Here is a 15,959-nt window from a genome sequence, read left to right as displayed (position 1 = left end):
GGGCTGATTCATGGCGGCCCAGGTACGCGTTCTTCGCCAGCGGATCCGCTCCGCGAAGGGGATGAAGAAGATCACCAAGGCGATGGAGCTCGTGGCGACGAGCCGGATCGCCAAGGCCCAGGCCCGGGTGGAGGCGTCCCTGCCGTACGCCCAGGCCATCACCGGTGTGCTCACGGCGCTGGCGTCCAACGCGCGGATCGACCACCCGCTGCTCACCCCGCGTCCGCGGGTGCGGCGGGCGGGCGTCCTGCTGGTCACCTCCGACCGCGGCCTCGCGGGCGGCTACAGCTCCAACGCGATCAAGACGGCGGAGTCGCTGATCGCGCGGCTCCGCGCCGACGGCAAGGAGCCGGTGCTCTACGTCATCGGGCGCAAGGGCCTCGGCTTCTTCCGCTTCCGTGACCGGCCGATCGAGGCGAACTGGACCGGGTTCTCGGAGCAGCCGACGTTCGCCGACGCCCGCACCGTGGGCGAGACGCTGATCAAGGCGTTCTCGGCCGGTGCGGACGACGTCGACGGCGGCGCCGGGGCGGACGGGGTGCTCGGGATCGACGAGTTGCACATCGTCTACACCGAGTTCCACTCCCTGATGACCCAGACCCCGGTCGCGAAGATCATCGGGCCGATGGAGGTCGAGGACCGCCCGCGGTCCGAGGGCCTGCTGCCGGCGTACGAGTTCGAGCCGGAGGCGGAGGCGCTGCTCGACGCGCTGTTGCCGAAGTACATCAACACGCGGATCTACGCGGCGTTGCTGGAGTCGGCGGCCAGCGAGTCGGCGGCCCGTCGGCGGGCGATGAAGAGCGCCACCGACAACGCCGAAGAGATGATCGAGAAGTACACGCGTGAGATGAACTCGGCCCGCCAGGCCGGGATCACCCAGGAGATCAGCGAGATCGTCGGCGGCGCGAACGCGCTGGCCGCGTCGGGAAGTGAAGTGTGATGACTGCCCCAGTAGAGACCAAGACGGCCACGGGTCGCGTGGTCCGGGTCATCGGCCCGGTCGTCGACGCCGAGTTCCCGCGCGACGCCATGCCGGCCCTGTTCAACGCCCTGCACGTGGACGTGACCCTCTCCGGCGGTGAGAAGACGCTGACCCTCGAGGTCGCCCAGCACCTGGGCGACAACATGGTCCGCGCCATCTCGATGCAGCCGACCGACGGTCTGGTCCGCGGCGCCGAGGTGCGCGACACCGGCTCGCCGATCACCGTGCCGGTGGGCGACGCGGTCAAGGGCCACGTGTTCAACGCGATCGGCGAGTGCCTCAACCTCACCGAGGGCGAGACGCTCAACCCGGACGACCACTGGCAGATCCACCGCAAGGCCCCGGCCTTCGCGGACCTGGAGCCGAAGACCGAGATGCTGGAGACCGGCATCAAGGTCATCGACCTGCTCGCCCCGTACGTCAAGGGCGGCAAGATCGGCCTGTTCGGCGGCGCGGGCGTGGGCAAGACGGTGCTCATCCAGGAGATGATCACCCGGGTCGCCCGGAACTTCGGTGGTACCTCGGTCTTCGCCGGCGTGGGTGAGCGCACCCGTGAGGGCAACGACCTCATCGCCGAGATGACCGAGTCCGGCGTCATCGACAAGACCGCGCTGGTCTACGGCCAGATGGACGAGCCGCCGGGCACCCGGCTGCGGGTGGCGCTGTCCGCCCTGACCATGGCCGAGTACTTCCGCGACGTGCAGAAGCAGGAGGTGCTGCTCTTCATCGACAACATCTTCCGCTTCACCCAGGCGGGTTCGGAGGTCTCCACCCTGCTCGGCCGCATGCCGAGCGCCGTGGGTTACCAGCCGACCCTGGCCGACGAGATGGGCGAGCTCCAGGAGCGCATCACCTCCGTCCGGGGCCAGGCCATCACCTCGATGCAGGCGATCTACGTGCCGGCGGACGACTACACCGACCCCGCTCCGGCCACCACGTTCGCCCACCTCGACGCGACCACCAACCTGGAGCGGTCGATCTCCGACAAGGGCATCTACCCGGCCGTGGACCCGCTGGCGTCCTCGTCCCGGATCCTCGCCCCGGAGTTCGTCGGCCAGGAGCACTTCGCGGTGGCGACCGAGGTCAAGCGGATCCTGCAGAAGTACAAGGACCTGCAGGACATCATCGCCATCCTCGGTATCGAGGAGCTCTCCGAGGAGGACAAGCTCACCGTCGGCCGGGCCCGCCGGATCGAGCGCTTCCTGTCGCAGAACACCTACGCCGCCGAGCAGTTCACCGGCGTGCCGGGCTCGACGGTCCCGATCAAGGAGACCATCGAGGCGTTCAAGAAGATCAGCGAGGGCGAGTACGACCACTTCCCCGAGCAGGCCTTCTTCATGTGCGGCGGTCTGGAGGACCTGGAGCGCAAGGCTGCGGAGCTGATGAAGGGCTGACCTGTCGGTCCTGAAAAAGGCCGCCCCGGCAACGCCGGGGCGGCCTTTTGTTCATCTTCGGGTCTTATGATCGCCGCTGCCCGGTTCCGCGCAGTCGGCGATCATGCCGAACGCGAGGTACCGTCGATCCGCGTTCGCCGCGAGCGAGCGTCGATGTGTGCAATCAAATCGGCTGCGTGCGCCCGTCTCCTCATCGTGGGCGTGACGAAGGAGATGATCGTGGGTAAGGCCGGCAAGGGCGGCGGCAAGTCGTCCATGTGGTCGGGGGTGCCGCGCTGGGCCCGGGCCTGCACCGTGTTCGGTGCCGTCCTCATGCTGCTCAGCGGCGTGGTCCTGGTCGGCACCGAGGCGCTGATGGCCCGCTACGAGGGCGCGGTGGGCAAGGCCGACCTCTTCGGCGACCAGGCCGCCGGCGCGACCGAGCGTAAGAGCGACATCAAGGGCCCGCTCAACATCCTGCTGGTCGGCATCGACCCGCGCAAGCCGGAGACCCCGCCGCTGGCCGACTCGATCATGGTGCTGCACGTGCCCGAGGAGATGGACCGGGCGTATCTCTTCTCCATGCCCCGCGACCTGCTCGTGGACATTCCGAAGTTCGACAAGGCCGGCTACGCCGGCGGCCGGGACAAGATCAACGCGGCCATGTCGCGCGGCAGCATGGTGCAGGGGCAGAACCCGAGCGCGGCGCAGGGCTTCGAGCTGCTCGCCAATACCGTGCAGCAGGTGACCGGCATCGAGCGCTTCGACGCCGGCGCGATCATCAACTTCAGCGGGTTCCAGAAGATCGTCGACGCGATGGGCGGCGTCGACATGTACATCGAGCGCGAGGTGCGCTCGGAGCACCGGGAGCCGGACGGCACGCACCGCAAGGGCAACCCGTACGGTGAGGGCTACATCGGGCCGCAGGCGGTCTACAAGAAGGGCAACCAGCACCTCAACGGCTGGCAGGCGCTGGACTACGTCCGGCAGCGCTACCCGAAGAACGGCGTCCCGGACGGCGACTACGGCCGCCAGCGCCACCAGCAGCAGTTCGTCAAGGCCATGGCCGGCCAGGCGCTCAGCGCCGACGTGGTGACCAACCCGATCAAGCTGGACCGGGTGCTGCGGGCGGCCGGCCAGTCCCTGGTCTTCAGCGGCCGAGGCCACAGCGTGATCGACTTCGGTCTGGCGCTGAAGAACCTCCGCCCGGAGACCATGCAGATGGTCAAGCTGCCGGGCGGCGGGGTCACCGAGAACGGGAAGTACCAGGGCGAGCGCTTCGAGCCGGAGGTCGAGGACTTCTTCGCCGCCCTGCGCAACAAGCAGCTCGACGCGTTCCTGTTGGAGCACCCCGACTTCCAGAACAAGACCAAGTAGCCGTGGCGCAGGTCTCGCCACCCGCGTTGGGGGCGCGTCCGCGGCAAGACTAGACTTTCGACAATCCGCCGCCGCAGCAAGGAGACAGCGTGGCACAGCAGCTTCACGTCGAGCTCGTAGCCGTCGAGGAGAAGGTCTGGTCCGGTGACGCCGAGATGGTCGTCGCCCGGACGACCGAGGGTGAGCTGGGTGTGCTGCCGGGGCACGCGCCCCTGCTCGGCCAGCTCGCCGAGCCCGGCCAGGTACGCATCAAGCTCGCCGGCGGCGAGCAGGTCTCCTACGAGGTCGCCGGTGGCTTCCTCTCGGTGACCGCCGACGGCGTCACCGTCCTAGCCGAGAGCGCCACCCCGGTTTCCGCCGCGCAGAGCCGCTGAGCCACCACCGCCGATGGGGATCGTCGAAGGGATCGGAATCGGCATCGCCGTCATCCTCGGCGCGCTTCTGATCCTCTTCGTCCGACGGGCCGTCGTCACGCGTAGTGGAGGCGTCATCCGGCTCGGCGTCCGGACCTCCACGATGCTCGACGGCCGCGGCTGGTCCCCCGGCTTCGGTCGGTTCGTCGGCGACGAACTCCGCTGGTACCGCGTGTTCAGCTTCGCCATCCGGCCCACCCGGGTGCTCTCCCGCAAAGGGCTCGTCGTGGAGCGGCGGCGGCTGCCGGAGGGGCAGGAACGCCTCTCCATGCCCGCCGACTGGGTCATCCTGCGCTGTACCAGCAACCACGCTCCGGTCGAGATCGCCATGACGCGATCCACCGTCACCGGATTCCTCTCCTGGCTCGAGGCCGCCCCTCCGGGGGCGGTCTCGCCGCGTCTGGCCTCCCAGGACTGGCCCGCCGCCTGACGTCCCCTCGCCCTTGGGGTTTCCGGGGAGCCCACCCGCTCCGGGCGGTCAGGCTTGATCCCTCCGCGGGCGGGCTCCCCGGAAACCCCTGCCGTCGCACTGTCCGCGGTCCGGCGCCCTCTCACACCACCTGCACCCGAACCGGTCTCGTCAGGTGACCGGCTGAACTACTCGGGTGGTGAGGCGACCAGTTCCACCTCGTAGCCCTGGGTGTCCGTGAGGTAGGCGGCGTAGGTCTGCGGGCCGCCGGCGTGCGGGTGGCGGTCGGGGAAGAGCAGCGTCCAGCCGTGCGCCGGCGCCGCCGCGACCAGCCGGTCCACCGCGGCGGGCGGGCCGGCGTGGAAGGCCAGGTGGTTGAGGCCCGGGGCCAGCCGGTCGTGCCGCCGCCCGCGCAACGCCGGTGACCGCTCCATCACCAGGTACGTCGGGCCGAGCCGCCAGGAGCGGCCGGCCGGCCACTCCTGGAACGGCGTCCAGCCCAGCTCGCCGAGCAGCCAGCCCCAGCTGCGGACGGCGGCGGCCAGGTCGGGCACCCAGACCTCGACGTGGTGCAGCGCGCCCACCGGAGCGTCCGGCGGGAGGGGGCGCTGCGCGGTCAGCGGCTACCGCCCGGCACCCATAGCACATCTCCGCCCGGATTGGCCGTTCTTGCCAGGATGAACAGCAGGTCAGAGAGCCTGTTGAGATACTTTGCCGGGAGCGAGCTGGTCCGCTCGGGGTCGTGTGCGACCAGGGCCCACGCCGCCCGCTCCGCGCGTCGGGCGATCGTCCGCGCCACGTGCAGCAGCGCCGCGCCCGCGGTGCCGCCGGGGAGGATGAAGGAGTCGAGCTTGCTCAGGCGTGCGTTGTACTCGTCGCACCAACCCTCGATGCGCTCGACGTACTCCTCGGTGACCCGCAGCGGCGGGTACTTCGGATCCGGCTCCACCGGCGTGGCCAGGTCGGCGCCCACGTCGAACATGTCGTTCTGGATCGACGCCAGGACGCTCCGCAGCTCGTCGTCGAGCTGCCCGAGGGCGAGCGCCACGCCGATCGCGGCGTTGCACTCGTCGACGTCTGCGTACGCGGTGATGCGCGGATCGGTCTTCGGCACCTGCTCGTTGTTGCTCAGCCTGGTCATGCCGGCGTCGCCGGCCTTGGTGTAGATGCGCGTGAGGTGGACGGCCATGACGCACAGCCTACGGATACCGGACCTGACGATCCCGGTGCGCCCGGGCGCCCTCCGGCCCGGCGGGGTGGGCCCCGGGGACGCCGGTGACCCGGCGGTCAACGACGTCGACGTCATCCGGGTGCGCGGCGACGCCCGCCTGGCCGGCACGGTGCACGTGGTCGGCGCGAAGAACTCGGCGCTGAAGCTGATGGCCGCCGCGCTGCTCGCCCCGGGACGCAGCGTGATCACCAACGTCCCGCGGATCACCGACATCGCGATCATGGGCGAGGTGCTCCGCCGGCTCGGCTGCGGCATCCGCTTCGACGCCGACGACCCGGTCGACCCGATGGTCGCGCACGGCGGGGTGGCCCGGTCCCGGTCGGTCGTCATCGACGTGCCCGAACAGCCCGGCACCGAGGCCGACTACGACCTCGTCCGCCGGCTGCGCGCCTCCATCTGCGTGCTCGGCCCGCTGCTGGCCCGCCGGGGGTACGTGCGGGTGGCCCACCCCGGCGGGGACGCCATCGGCTCGCGGGGGCTGGACATGCACATCTCCGGGCTGACCCGGATGGGCGCGGAGATCTCGGGCGAGCACGGCTTCGTGATCGCCTCGGCGCCGCACGGGCTGCACGGCGCGGAGATCATGCTCGACTTCCCCAGCGTCGGGGCGACGGAGAACCTGGTCATGGCGGCCGTGCTGGCGCGCGGCGGCAGCGTCATCGACAACGCGGCCCGCGAGCCGGAGATCGTCGACATCTGCACCATGCTCAACCAGATGGGCGCGCGGATCTCCGGCGCCGGCACGTCGACGCTGCACATCGAGGGGGTGCCCGGACTGCGGCCGGTGCGGCACGCCACGGTGGGGGACCGGATCGTCGCCGGCACCTGGGCCTTCGGCGCGGCGATGACCCGGGGGGACGTCACCGTGACCGGGGTGGAGCCGGGGTTCCTGGAGGTCGCGCTCGACAAGCTGGTCCTCGCCGGGGGCCTGGTGGAGACCCGGGGCGACGCGTTCCGGATCCGGATGGACGACCGGCCGAAGGCGGTGGACGTGGTCACCCTGCCGTACCCGGGCTTCGCCACCGACCTGCTGCCGATGGCGATCGGCCTGGCGGCGGTCAGCGACGGCGCGTCCCTGATCACCGAGAACATCTTCGACGGGCGGTTCATGTTCGCCAACGAGATGATGCGGCTGGGCGCGGACATCAAGACCGACGGGCACCACGCGGTGGTACGCGGCCGGGAGCAGCTCTCCGGCGCCCCCGTACGTGCTACCGACATCCGGGCCGGCGCGGGGCTGATCATCGCCGGGCTCTGCGCCGAGGGGGTCACCGAGGTCTCCCACGTGCACCACGTGGACCGGGGCTACCCGGACTTCGCGGCGGACCTGCGGGCGCTCGGCGTCGAGGTGGAGCGGGGCACCGCGCCGGAGGAGCCGGACCTGACCATCTGAGGGCCCCGCCGCTGCCGGCCGCCGCCCGGGGCGACACGCCTTAGCATCCGTTCAGGCGTGCCGACTAGGGTGCTGGCAGACACTCATTCAGGCGAGGGAGAAGCAGATGGCGGGTCGACTCGCGGTCGTCGGGGCCGGGCTGATGGGCTCGGGCATCGCCCAGGTGGCGGCGCAGGCGGGCTGGCAGGTGACGCTGCGGGACCTGGACGACGCGGCCACCAAGCGGGGCGTGGACGGCATCCGGAAGTCGCTGGAGAGGTTCGCCGCGAAGGGGAGGATCGAGGCGTCCGACGTCGAGGCGACGCTCGGCCGGATCACCCCGACCACGGACCTGGAGGCGGCGGCGGACGCGGACATCGTCGTCGAGGCGGTCTTCGAGAAGATCGAGATCAAGCACGAGGTGTTCCGGGCGCTGGACAAGATCTGCCGGCCCGACGCGATCCTCGCCACCAACACCTCGGCCATCCCGGTCACCCAGATCGCCACGGCGACCGAGCGGCCGGAGGCGGTCGTCGGCACCCACTTCTTCTCGCCGGTGCCGATGATGCAGCTCTGCGAGCTGGTGCGCGGCTACAAGACCAGCGACGAGACCCTGGCGACGGCGAAGGCGTTCGCCGAGGGGATCGGCAAGACCGTCGTGGTGGTCAACCGGGACATCGCCGGCTTCGTCACCACCCGGCTGATCAGCGCGCTCGTCATGGAGGCGGTCAGGCTGGTCGAGTCCGGCGTGGTCTCCGCCGAGGACCTGGACATCGCCTGCAAGCTCGGCTTCGGCCACGCCATGGGCCCGCTGGCGACGGTCGATCTGACCGGCGTGGACGTGCTGCTCAACGCCACGAAGAACATCTACACCGATACCGCGGACGAGAAGTTCTTCCCGCCGGAGCTGCTCCAGCGCATGGCCACCGCCGGCGACCTGGGCCGCAAGTCCGGCAAGGGCTTCTACACCTACTGAGCCGACATCGACGGAGGCGCCGCCGGCGCCTCCGTCCTGCGCTGGACCGCACCTGATGCCGCCGGTGCCCTCGGTCGGGAGCCTGCTCATGCCGGCGACGTCGGTATCGCCGTGACCGGTTCGGGTGCGGTCCGTCGCAGCCCCGAGGTGAGCGCGGCGGTGGCGGTCAGCGCCGCCCCGGCCAGCAGCGCGACGGCCCAGTACGCCGGGACCAGGTCCGCGATCGCGCCGGCGAGCGCGGCGCACACCGCCTGCCCGGCCAACATGCCGTTGTGGTGCAGGCCGAGGACCTGTCCACGGGCCTCGGGAGGCGAGTGGGCGATCAGCCGTTCCTGCAACGGCAGCCCGGCGGCGAAGCCGACCGAGGCGAAGAGCGCGACGACCATGGCCAGTGGTAGCGGCGGAGACAACAGGAAGACCAGATAGGGAACCGCGAGCAGCAACCGCAGTGTGGGAATCCACCCTTCCCGGCGGGCCCCGGTCAGGAACCGCCCCACCACGACGTCCCCGATCAGCATGCCGAGGGCGGCGGCGGCGAACAGGAAGCCGGCGCGATCACCGGCGTACGGGACGAAGAGCGCCTCGCACCCGACGATCAGACCGCCGGGGACCCACAGGTTCAGGAAGAGCGACCGGCGGCCCGGGTCTGCCCAGAGTTCCTTGTTCACCCGCACGGTGCGCGCGATCGTCGTCCGCTCGCTGACCCGGACCGGGCGTTCGGACAACCCGAACCAGCCCACCGCGGCGGCGACCGCCCGGAGCACCGCGGCGAGCAGGAACACCTGGTAGGGGCTCAGCAGGACGAGCAGGGCGCCGGCCAGTCCGAACCCGGCGATCTGCATCACGCCGACGCTCGTGTTCATGGTGGCCCGCGCCAGTACGTAGGCGTCGGCCGGCAGGATGTCGGTGAGCAGCGCCCACCTGGCCCCACCGGTGATCGAGCCGACGTACGCGCTGGCGAAGATGATCGTGAACCGGGCCCACAGGGGCAGCCCGGGCACGGCCTGCACCGCCGCTCCGACGGTGACCAGCACCGCGGCGAGGGTCAGCGCCCGGCGGGGCGGCAGGCTGTCCGCGGCCGACAGCAACGTCAGGCTGCCGAGGACGCCGGCCAGCGGTGCGCCGAACATGCTCAGCGCGGTGAGCAGCGCCGAGCCGGTCGACGCGTAGGTCAACGCGCCCAGCGCCAGCGCTGACGTGGTGTGCGCTGCGATCCCCGCGCAGTTGGCGAGGAACAGGTTGCGGAACTCACGGGCCGCGAACAGGTCTGCGTACGTTCTCACGGGCACGATCGTGTGGGGCGCCGGGTGGATCTCGTAGAGTTACGTCCGGAGGCGAAACGTGGGAGTCTGGCGGGTGCCATCGGACCTGCTCGCGCGCAGCCGCTTCACGGTCTCGCCGATGGTCGACACGGTCGCCGCGCTGCGCGCGCTGTACGACCCGCGTACCCCCTGGCAGCGCGCCTGGCGAGGGCCCCACATCGAGGCGTTCCGGCGGATGCTGGCCGTCCGGCCCGTGGTCCGGGCGCTGCTGCCCGCGTCGTTCGACCCCCGGTGGACCGCGGACTTCCTCACCATCGCGCCCGCCTCGCCGGAACCGACGTTCCCGGCGGAGCTGGCGGCCGTCGCGCGGTTGTCCGACGAGCAGATCCGAGCCGACCTGCGGGCCACCCGCCCGGCGCCGCTCGCCGCCGAGTTGCTGGCGGACGGTCTCACCGGCCAGGTGGTGGAGCTCCTCGACTGGGTCTGGACGCACACCGTCGAGCCGGAGTGGCCGGAGCGGGAACGCCGGCTGCGCGCGGACATCGTCGCCCGCACCGCCGCCCTGAGCACGGGCGGCTGGGCGGGGGTGATCGCCGACCTGAACCGCAACATGCGGTGGCTGGGCGACGGCCGTCTCCAGGTCAACGACTATCCGGAGCCGCCGCTGTCGCTGGACGAGGCCGAGCAGTTGGTCTTCGTGCCGGCACACTGCCGTCGTGGCTGGGTGGTGTGGGACGTGCCCACCCGGTTCGGGATGGTCTATCCGGCGCGCGGGATCCTGGTGGAACCCGACTCACCGGCGCCCGACGGCCTCGCCCGGCTGATCGGCGCGAACCGGGCCAACATCCTGGCCCGGCTGGACGCGCCGCTGAGCACCTCGCAACTGGTGGTGGTGACCGGGCTGTCCCTCGGGACGGTGAGTGACCACCTGCGGGTGCTGCTCGACGCGGGCGCCGTCAGCAAACGGCGGTCCGGGCGCGAGGTGCTCTACTGGCGTACGCCGCTCGGTGCCGCGCTCGTCGGCGGTGGGTGAGCGGGGTCGCCCGGCCTGCGGTGCCGGAACCGCTCCGGCGGATCACCCGTCGCGCTTGGTGGTCCAGCGGAAGGTGGTCAGGCAGAGCACCAGCCCGATGACGCACCAGGCGACCAGCACCAGGGCGACCCGGTCCAGCTCGAACGAGCCAGCCGGCTCCTGGGCGCCGAAACTCTCCGGCAGGAAGACCGAGCGCAGGCCCTGGCACATCCACTTCAGCGGGAAGAGCGCCGCCACCTGCTGCATCCAGCTCGGCAGCTCGGTGAAGACGAAGAACACCCCGGAGATGAACTGGAGCACCAGTGCCACCGGGGTGACCACCGCCGGGCCACCGCGGGCGGTGCGGACCAGCGACGAGATCGCGATGCCGCAGAGCGTGCAGGCGGTGACGTCGAGGACCGACACCCAGCCGAAGGTCAGCCACTTGGCGGCGGTCCCTGGCAGCTCCAGGTCGAACAGCGCGACCGAGACGGCGAGCAGCAGCGCGGTCTCGGCGACCCCGATCACCACCACGGTGATCACCTTGCCCGCGAACCAGACCCACTTGGGCATCGGCGTGCCCCGGTAACGCTTGAGCACCCCCCGGTCCCGTTCCATCGGGATCCAGATGCCGAGGTTCTGGAAGCTCACCGTCATCAGGCCGGTGGCGATCATGCCGGTGATGAAGTACTGCGTGTACTTGACGCCGGGCGCGATCTCGTCGCTGAAGATCGCCGCGAAGATCAGGATCATGACCACCGGGAAACCCATCGTGAAGACGACGGACTCCCGGCTGCGCAGGAACTGGGTGATCTCCAGCCGCCCCTGGCGCAGGCCGAGGGCGACGGGGCCGAGCCGTCGGGCCGGGGCCACCGGGGTCGGCGTGGCGGGCTTCGTCGTGGTGGTCATCGGTGTCCGATCATCCGCAGGTAGACGTCCTCCAAGGTCGGCCGGGTCACCGTCAGGCCGGGGACCTCGCCGCCGAAGCGCGCGGCCAGCTCGGCCACCAGCGCCGTCGGCGTCGCGCTCTCCGCCGTCTCCAGCGCCCCCTCCGGCGTACGCCAGGAGACCGTCGCCAGCGCCGCCTGCCGGTCGCCGAGCCGGTCCGGCGTGGCGACCTCGATCACCCGGCCGCCGGCGATCACGCCGACCCGGTCGGCCAGCGCCTCGGCCTCGTCGAGGTAGTGGGTGGTCAGCACGATGGTGGTGCCGGCCGCGTTGAGGTCTCGGATCAGCTCCCAGAACTCCCGGCGCGCCTCCGGGTCGAAGCCGGTGGTCGGCTCGTCGAGGAAGAGCAGCTCGGGGCGGCCGATGATGCCGAGCGCCACGTCGAGCCGGCGCTTCTGCCCACCGGAGAGGGTGTGCGTGCGGGCCTTCGCCTTGCCGGCCAGCCCCACCCGGGCGATGACCTTGTCCGGGTCGTCGGCGCCGGCGTAGAAGCCGGAGAAGTGGTGCACCACCTCGGCGACGGTCAGCTCGTCGAACTCGCCCGTGCCCTGGAGCACGATGCCCACCCGGGACCGCCAGTCGGCGGCCGGCGCGGCCGGGTCGCTGCCCAGCACCGAGACCTCGCCGGCGTCGCGCCGCCGGAAGCCCTCCAGGATCTCCACCGTCGTGGTCTTGCCGGCGCCGTTGGGGCCGAGGAGGGCGAACACCTCGCCCCGGCGGACGTCGAGGTCCACGCCCGCCACCGCGACGTTGTCGCCGTACGCCTTGCGCAGCCCCCGGACGGAGATCGCCAGCTCGTCATCCATGCCGTCAAGTGTGCGTTGTGACCGGGGCCTCGGCCCTACCGGGGTGTGGCGGTCCGAGCCATGTCGGGGGCTTCGCACCAGGGCGTCCGCTCCATGGATCTGTGTGGTTTTCCACAGCTCCGGTGACTGAACGGTAACTTAGACTCCCGCCATGGACGAGAAGGCTCTCCCGGGTCGGCTGCCCGAACGCGACCGCCCGTGGGTGATGCGCACGTACGCCGGGCACAGCTCGGCCGCCGCCACGAACGCGCTCTTCCGCCGCAACCTGGCGAAGGGGCAGACCGGCCTGTCGGTCGCCTTCGATCTGCCGACGCAGACCGGTTACGACCCCGACCACGAGCTGGCCGCCGGTGAGGTGGGCCGGGTGGGCGTCCCGGTGGCACACCTCGGCGACATGCGGGCCCTCTTCGAGGGCATCCCGCTGGCCGAGATGAACACGTCCATGACCATCAACGCGCCCGCGATGTGGCTGCTCGCCCTCTACGGCACGGTGGCGATGGAGCAGGGCCACACCGCCTCGGTGCTCTCCGGCACCACGCAGAACGACATCATCAAGGAGTACCTCTCCCGGGGCACCTACATCTTCCCGCCGGCGGCCTCGCTGCGGCTCACGGCCGACGTCATCGCGCACACGCTGACGACGATGCCGAAGTGGAACCCGGTCAACATCTGCTCGTACCACCTCCAGGAGGCCGGCGCGACGCCGGTGCAGGAGGTCGGCTTCGCGCTCTCCACCGCCGTCGCGGTGCTCGACGCCGTCCGCGACTCGGGCCAGGTGTCCGCCGAGCGGATGGGCGACGTGGTGCAGCGGGTCTCCTTCTTCGTCAACGCCGGCGTGCGCTTCGTCGAGGAGATCGCCAAGATGCGGGCCTTCGGTGCGCTCTGGGACGAGATCACCCGCGAGCGCTACGGGGTGGAGAACCCGAAGCAGCGCCGGTTCCGCTACGGCGTGCAGGTGAACTCGCTGGGCCTGACCGAGGCGCAGCCGGAGAACAACATCCAGCGCATCGTGCTGGAGATGCTCGGCGTGACCCTGTCCCGGGACGCCCGGGCCCGCGCCGTCCAGCTCCCCGCCTGGAACGAGGCCCTCGGCCTGCCCCGGCCGTGGGACCAGCAGTGGTCGCTGCGTATGCAGCAGGTGCTCGCGTACGAGTCGGACCTGCTGGAGTACCCGGACCTGTTCGAGGGTTCGCACGTGATGACCGCGCTGGTCGACGAGATCGTCGCCGGTGCCCGGGTCGAGCTGGAGAAGGTGCTGGAGATGGGCGGCGTGGTGGCCGCCGTGGAGACCGGCTACCTCAAGAGCGCGCTGGTCGCCTCGCTGGCCGAGCGGCGGCGCCGGATCGAGGCCGGCACTGACGTGGTGGTCGGGGTCAACCGGTTCGCCGAGACCGAGCCGTCGCCGCTGACCGCGGCCGGCGCCGAGGCCGTCGAACAGGTCGACCCGGCGGTCGAGGCGGCCGCCGCGGCCTCCGTACGCGAATGGCGGGCCGGGCGGGACGCGGCGGCCGTGGACGCGGCGCTGGCCCGGCTGCGCGCGGACGCCGCGACCACCACGAACCTGATGCCGGCGACGCTGGGGTGCGTGCGGGCCGGCGTGACCACCGGCGAGTGGGCCGGCGCGCTGCGCCAGGTGTTCGGCGAGTACCGCGCGCCCACCGGCCTGGCCGGCGCCGCCGGGGCCGGCGGCGACGCCACCCTGGCCGCGGTCCGCGAGCGGGTCGCCGCCACCGCCCGCGAGCTGGGCAGCGGCCGGCTGCGGCTGCTGGTCGGCAAGCCCGGCCTCGACGGGCACTCCAACGGCGCGGAGCAGATCGCGGTACGCGCCCGCGACGCCGGCTTCGAGGTGGTCTACCAGGGCATCCGGCTGACCGCCGGGCAGATCGTCGCCGCCGCCGTGGAGGAGGACGTGGACCTGGTCGGCCTGTCGGTGCTCTCCGGCTCGCACCTGGCGGCGGTGCCGGCGGTGCTGGACGGGCTGCGCGCGGCCGGCCGCCCGGACCTGCCCGTCGTGGTCGGCGGCATCATCCCGGCCGGCGACGCCGAGCAGCTCCGCGCCGCAGGGGTCGCCCGGGTCTTCACGCCGAAGGACTTCGCCCTCACCGGCATCATCGACGACCTGGTCACCGTCGTCCGCGAGGCCAACGGCCTGAGCTGAAAGGGAAGGGCCCCTGCCAACGCCGGGCGTTGTGCAGGCGGCCCTTCCCTGACCCTTCGGGCGGTCAGCGGCTGATGTAGGTCATGCAGTCGGCCATGTCGTTGTCCGGGCCGACCTTGATCGACGGCGCGTGGCACTCCAACTGGTCGTTGTGCCGGCAGTCGGCCCGCTGGCAGGCGCCGACCTGCGCGATGAGGCCGTCCACGCCGGCCTGGACGGCGGGCATCTCGATGAACGTGTGGCAGTGCGCGTGGTCCATGCTGCCGATCGTGATGGCGAAGGCGTGGCAGTCGCCGGTGTGGTTGTACGCGCAGGCCACGACCACACACTCCTGGACGCGGGGCATCTCCATCGCTGCGGTCATGCCAACCTCCTCTAGAGTCTTGCCCCGATTTTAGGCTTTTGGCGGGGTTGGCGAGGCGGATCAGCCCTGCCCGAGCACCTCCGACAGCGGAGCCGGTTCCAAGCCCCGCTCGGTCAGCCCCGCCAGGATGTGCGGCAGCGCCTCGTCCGTCATCGGCGCGTTCGCCTCCGTCACGTGCAGCACGATCACCGACCCGGGGCGCACCCCGTCCAGCGCCGCCCGCACCACCGGCCGCCACGACTTCGCGAACGGATCGCCGCTCACCACGTCGCCGTCGACCACCGTCACCCCCAGCGGCGCCAGCGCGTCCAGCGCCTTCCGGTCGTGGCACAAGCCCGGGAAGCGGAAGTACCGGGTCTGCCGCCCGCCGTACGCGGCCACCACGTCGAACGTCCGCGCCACGTCGGCCGTCATCTCCCGCTGGGGAATGCGGGGCAGGCCGTAGCAGTCCGGGGTGAACGCCAGGTGCCCGTACGTGTGGTTGGCCAGCTCGAAGCGCGGGTTCGCGGCGAGCCGCCGGGTCACCGCCGGGTACTGCTCGACCCACTTGCCGGTCAGGAAGAACGTGGCCGGCACCTGCTCCCGCTCCAGCAGGTCGATGATCCTCAGGTTCGCGTACGACCGCACCGCGCCGCTGCGCAACTGGTACCGCATCGCGTCCGTCATGTCCGCGTCGAAGGTGAGCGCCACCTTGTTCCCCGTACGCGGCCCATGGTCGACGACGGGTGGCCGCGTGCCGGGCGGGGTCGCGCCCGGGAGCGTCGGGGCGGGCGTCGGTGTCGCCGGCTCCGCCGCGGGGGTTGTGGCCTGCCGCTGCACGGCGGGGATCGGGACGATGCCGGCGGCGGCCGGGGTGCGGAGGGGGACCGGGCCGGCGAGGAGCGCTGCGGCGGCGACCACGGCGGCGGTGGTGGCGGCGAGCGGAACGCGGAGGATCTTCACGGGCACCGGGAGATGATGTCAGCGGTTTGTGTTCCTGTGTGCCCTGGCGTTGGTCCGGGGTTTGCCGTGCGTCGCTTTGCGTCGGGGTGGGGGTGTGGTTGCTGTGCGTCGGGGTGGGGGTGTGGGCCCCCGGGGGGCGGGGGGGCGGGGGGGGGGGGGGGGCCCCGCCCCCGGCGGGGCGGGCCCCCCCCCCCCGGGCGGGGGCCGGCCGGGGGGGGGGGCGGGGGGGGGGGGGGGGGGGCCGGGGTGCCCGGGGGGGGGGGGGGGGGGGGCCGGCCGGATCATTCACGCAGGCGGCGCGGGAGGGTGTCAACGTCCGTCCGGCCACACCGCC

16 protein-coding genes are annotated in these 15,959 nt (G+C 71.8%); 9 read left to right on the top strand and 7 right to left on the bottom strand.

The genetic code is table 11. The features are described from left to right. The first annotated feature begins 10 nt into the window (after positions 1–10). The 5 genes from ACFY23_RS18355 to ACFY23_RS18335 all read left to right on the top strand — a co-directional run bounded on the left by ACFY23_RS18355 (position 11) and on the right by ACFY23_RS18335 (position 4,575). Positions 11–940, top strand: a complete 930-nt coding sequence (locus ACFY23_RS18355) for a F0F1 ATP synthase subunit gamma (protein ID WP_350684042.1) — start codon at positions 11–13, stop codon at positions 938–940. Continuing rightward, entirely contained in the window at positions 940–2,376 is a 1,437-nt protein-coding gene (gene atpD / locus ACFY23_RS18350; protein ID WP_350684043.1) for a F0F1 ATP synthase subunit beta, read from the top strand. Before ACFY23_RS18355 ends, atpD begins: the two co-directional genes overlap by 1 nt. Before the next feature lie 213 nt (positions 2,377–2,589). Further along, positions 2,590–3,732, top strand: a complete 1,143-nt coding sequence (locus ACFY23_RS18345; RefSeq protein WP_350684057.1) for an LCP family protein — start codon at positions 2,590–2,592, stop codon at positions 3,730–3,732. An 89-nt stretch (positions 3,733–3,821) separates the two neighbouring features. Beyond that, positions 3,822–4,106 (top strand): F0F1 ATP synthase subunit epsilon, encoded by a 285-nt coding sequence (locus ACFY23_RS18340; RefSeq protein WP_350684044.1) that lies wholly within the window; start codon positions 3,822–3,824, stop codon positions 4,104–4,106. Between the two features lie 13 nt (positions 4,107–4,119). Beyond that, positions 4,120–4,575, top strand: coding sequence for a DUF2550 domain-containing protein (locus ACFY23_RS18335; protein ID WP_350684045.1), 456 nt, complete (start codon positions 4,120–4,122; stop codon positions 4,573–4,575). 167 nt (positions 4,576–4,742) lie between these two features. Here ACFY23_RS18335 and ACFY23_RS18330 read toward each other — a convergent pair whose 3' ends face one another. Both ACFY23_RS18330 and ACFY23_RS18325 read right to left on the bottom strand, forming a co-directional pair. Then, positions 4,743–5,138 carry a VOC family protein gene (locus tag ACFY23_RS18330; RefSeq protein ID WP_350684046.1) on the bottom strand — a complete coding sequence of 132 codons (396 nt, stop codon included), beginning with the start codon at positions 5,136–5,138 and terminating at the stop codon, positions 4,743–4,745. A 32-nt stretch (positions 5,139–5,170) separates the two neighbouring features. Next, positions 5,171–5,743, bottom strand: a complete 573-nt coding sequence (locus ACFY23_RS18325; protein WP_350684047.1) for a cob(I)yrinic acid a,c-diamide adenosyltransferase — start codon at positions 5,741–5,743, stop codon at positions 5,171–5,173. Between ACFY23_RS18325 and murA the strand changes: the two genes are divergently transcribed. After that, positions 5,742–7,178, top strand: a complete 1,437-nt coding sequence (murA, locus tag ACFY23_RS18320; RefSeq protein WP_350684048.1) for a UDP-N-acetylglucosamine 1-carboxyvinyltransferase — start codon at positions 5,742–5,744, stop codon at positions 7,176–7,178. The two genes, ACFY23_RS18325 and murA, sit on opposite strands and share 2 nt — an antisense overlap. Before the next feature lie 106 nt (positions 7,179–7,284). Then, entirely contained in the window at positions 7,285–8,133 is an 849-nt protein-coding gene (locus ACFY23_RS18315) for a 3-hydroxyacyl-CoA dehydrogenase family protein (RefSeq protein ID WP_350684049.1), read from the top strand. 86 nt (positions 8,134–8,219) lie between these two features. Here ACFY23_RS18315 and ACFY23_RS18310 read toward each other — a convergent pair whose 3' ends face one another. Further along, positions 8,220–9,416 carry an MFS transporter gene (locus tag ACFY23_RS18310; protein WP_350684050.1) on the bottom strand — a complete coding sequence of 399 codons (1,197 nt, stop codon included), beginning with the start codon at positions 9,414–9,416 and terminating at the stop codon, positions 8,220–8,222. 73 nt (positions 9,417–9,489) lie between these two features. On the opposite strand from ACFY23_RS18310, the gene ACFY23_RS18305 reads away from it, so the two are divergent. Continuing rightward, positions 9,490–10,428 (top strand): helix-turn-helix domain-containing protein, encoded by a 939-nt coding sequence (locus tag ACFY23_RS18305; protein ID WP_350684051.1) that lies wholly within the window; start codon positions 9,490–9,492, stop codon positions 10,426–10,428. A gap of 42 nt (positions 10,429–10,470) precedes the next feature. On the opposite strand, the gene ACFY23_RS18300 is transcribed toward ACFY23_RS18305, so the two are convergent. Both ACFY23_RS18300 and ACFY23_RS18295 read right to left on the bottom strand, forming a co-directional pair. Beyond that, entirely contained in the window at positions 10,471–11,316 is an 846-nt protein-coding gene (locus ACFY23_RS18300) for an ABC transporter permease (protein ID WP_350819524.1), read from the bottom strand. Beyond that, positions 11,313–12,161 (bottom strand): ABC transporter ATP-binding protein, encoded by an 849-nt coding sequence (locus ACFY23_RS18295; protein WP_350684053.1) that lies wholly within the window; start codon positions 12,159–12,161, stop codon positions 11,313–11,315. The genes ACFY23_RS18300 and ACFY23_RS18295 overlap by 4 nt, the downstream gene beginning before the upstream one ends. Before the next feature lie 151 nt (positions 12,162–12,312). Here ACFY23_RS18295 and ACFY23_RS18290 point away from each other — a divergent pair, with 151 nt between their 5' ends. Next, positions 12,313–14,319 carry a protein meaA gene (locus ACFY23_RS18290; protein WP_350684054.1) on the top strand — a complete coding sequence of 669 codons (2,007 nt, stop codon included), beginning with the start codon at positions 12,313–12,315 and terminating at the stop codon, positions 14,317–14,319. A 64-nt stretch (positions 14,320–14,383) separates the two neighbouring features. Here ACFY23_RS18290 and ACFY23_RS18285 read toward each other — a convergent pair whose 3' ends face one another. After that, positions 14,384–14,683, bottom strand: coding sequence for a DUF1540 domain-containing protein (locus tag ACFY23_RS18285; protein WP_350684055.1), 300 nt, complete (start codon positions 14,681–14,683; stop codon positions 14,384–14,386). A gap of 60 nt (positions 14,684–14,743) precedes the next feature. Continuing rightward, a complete protein-coding gene (locus ACFY23_RS18280) occupies positions 14,744–15,631 on the bottom strand; it encodes a polysaccharide deacetylase family protein (RefSeq protein ID WP_350684056.1) in 888 nt (295 codons plus the stop codon). Positions 15,632–15,959: the final 328 nt, after the last annotated feature.

The sequence above is a fragment of the Micromonospora sp. NPDC000121 genome, assembly GCF_042899165.1.
Lineage (GTDB): Bacteria > Actinomycetota > Actinomycetes > Mycobacteriales > Micromonosporaceae > Micromonospora.
Note: the sequence above shows the minus strand (reverse complement) of the source record. Positions and strands in the feature narration are given on the sequence as shown.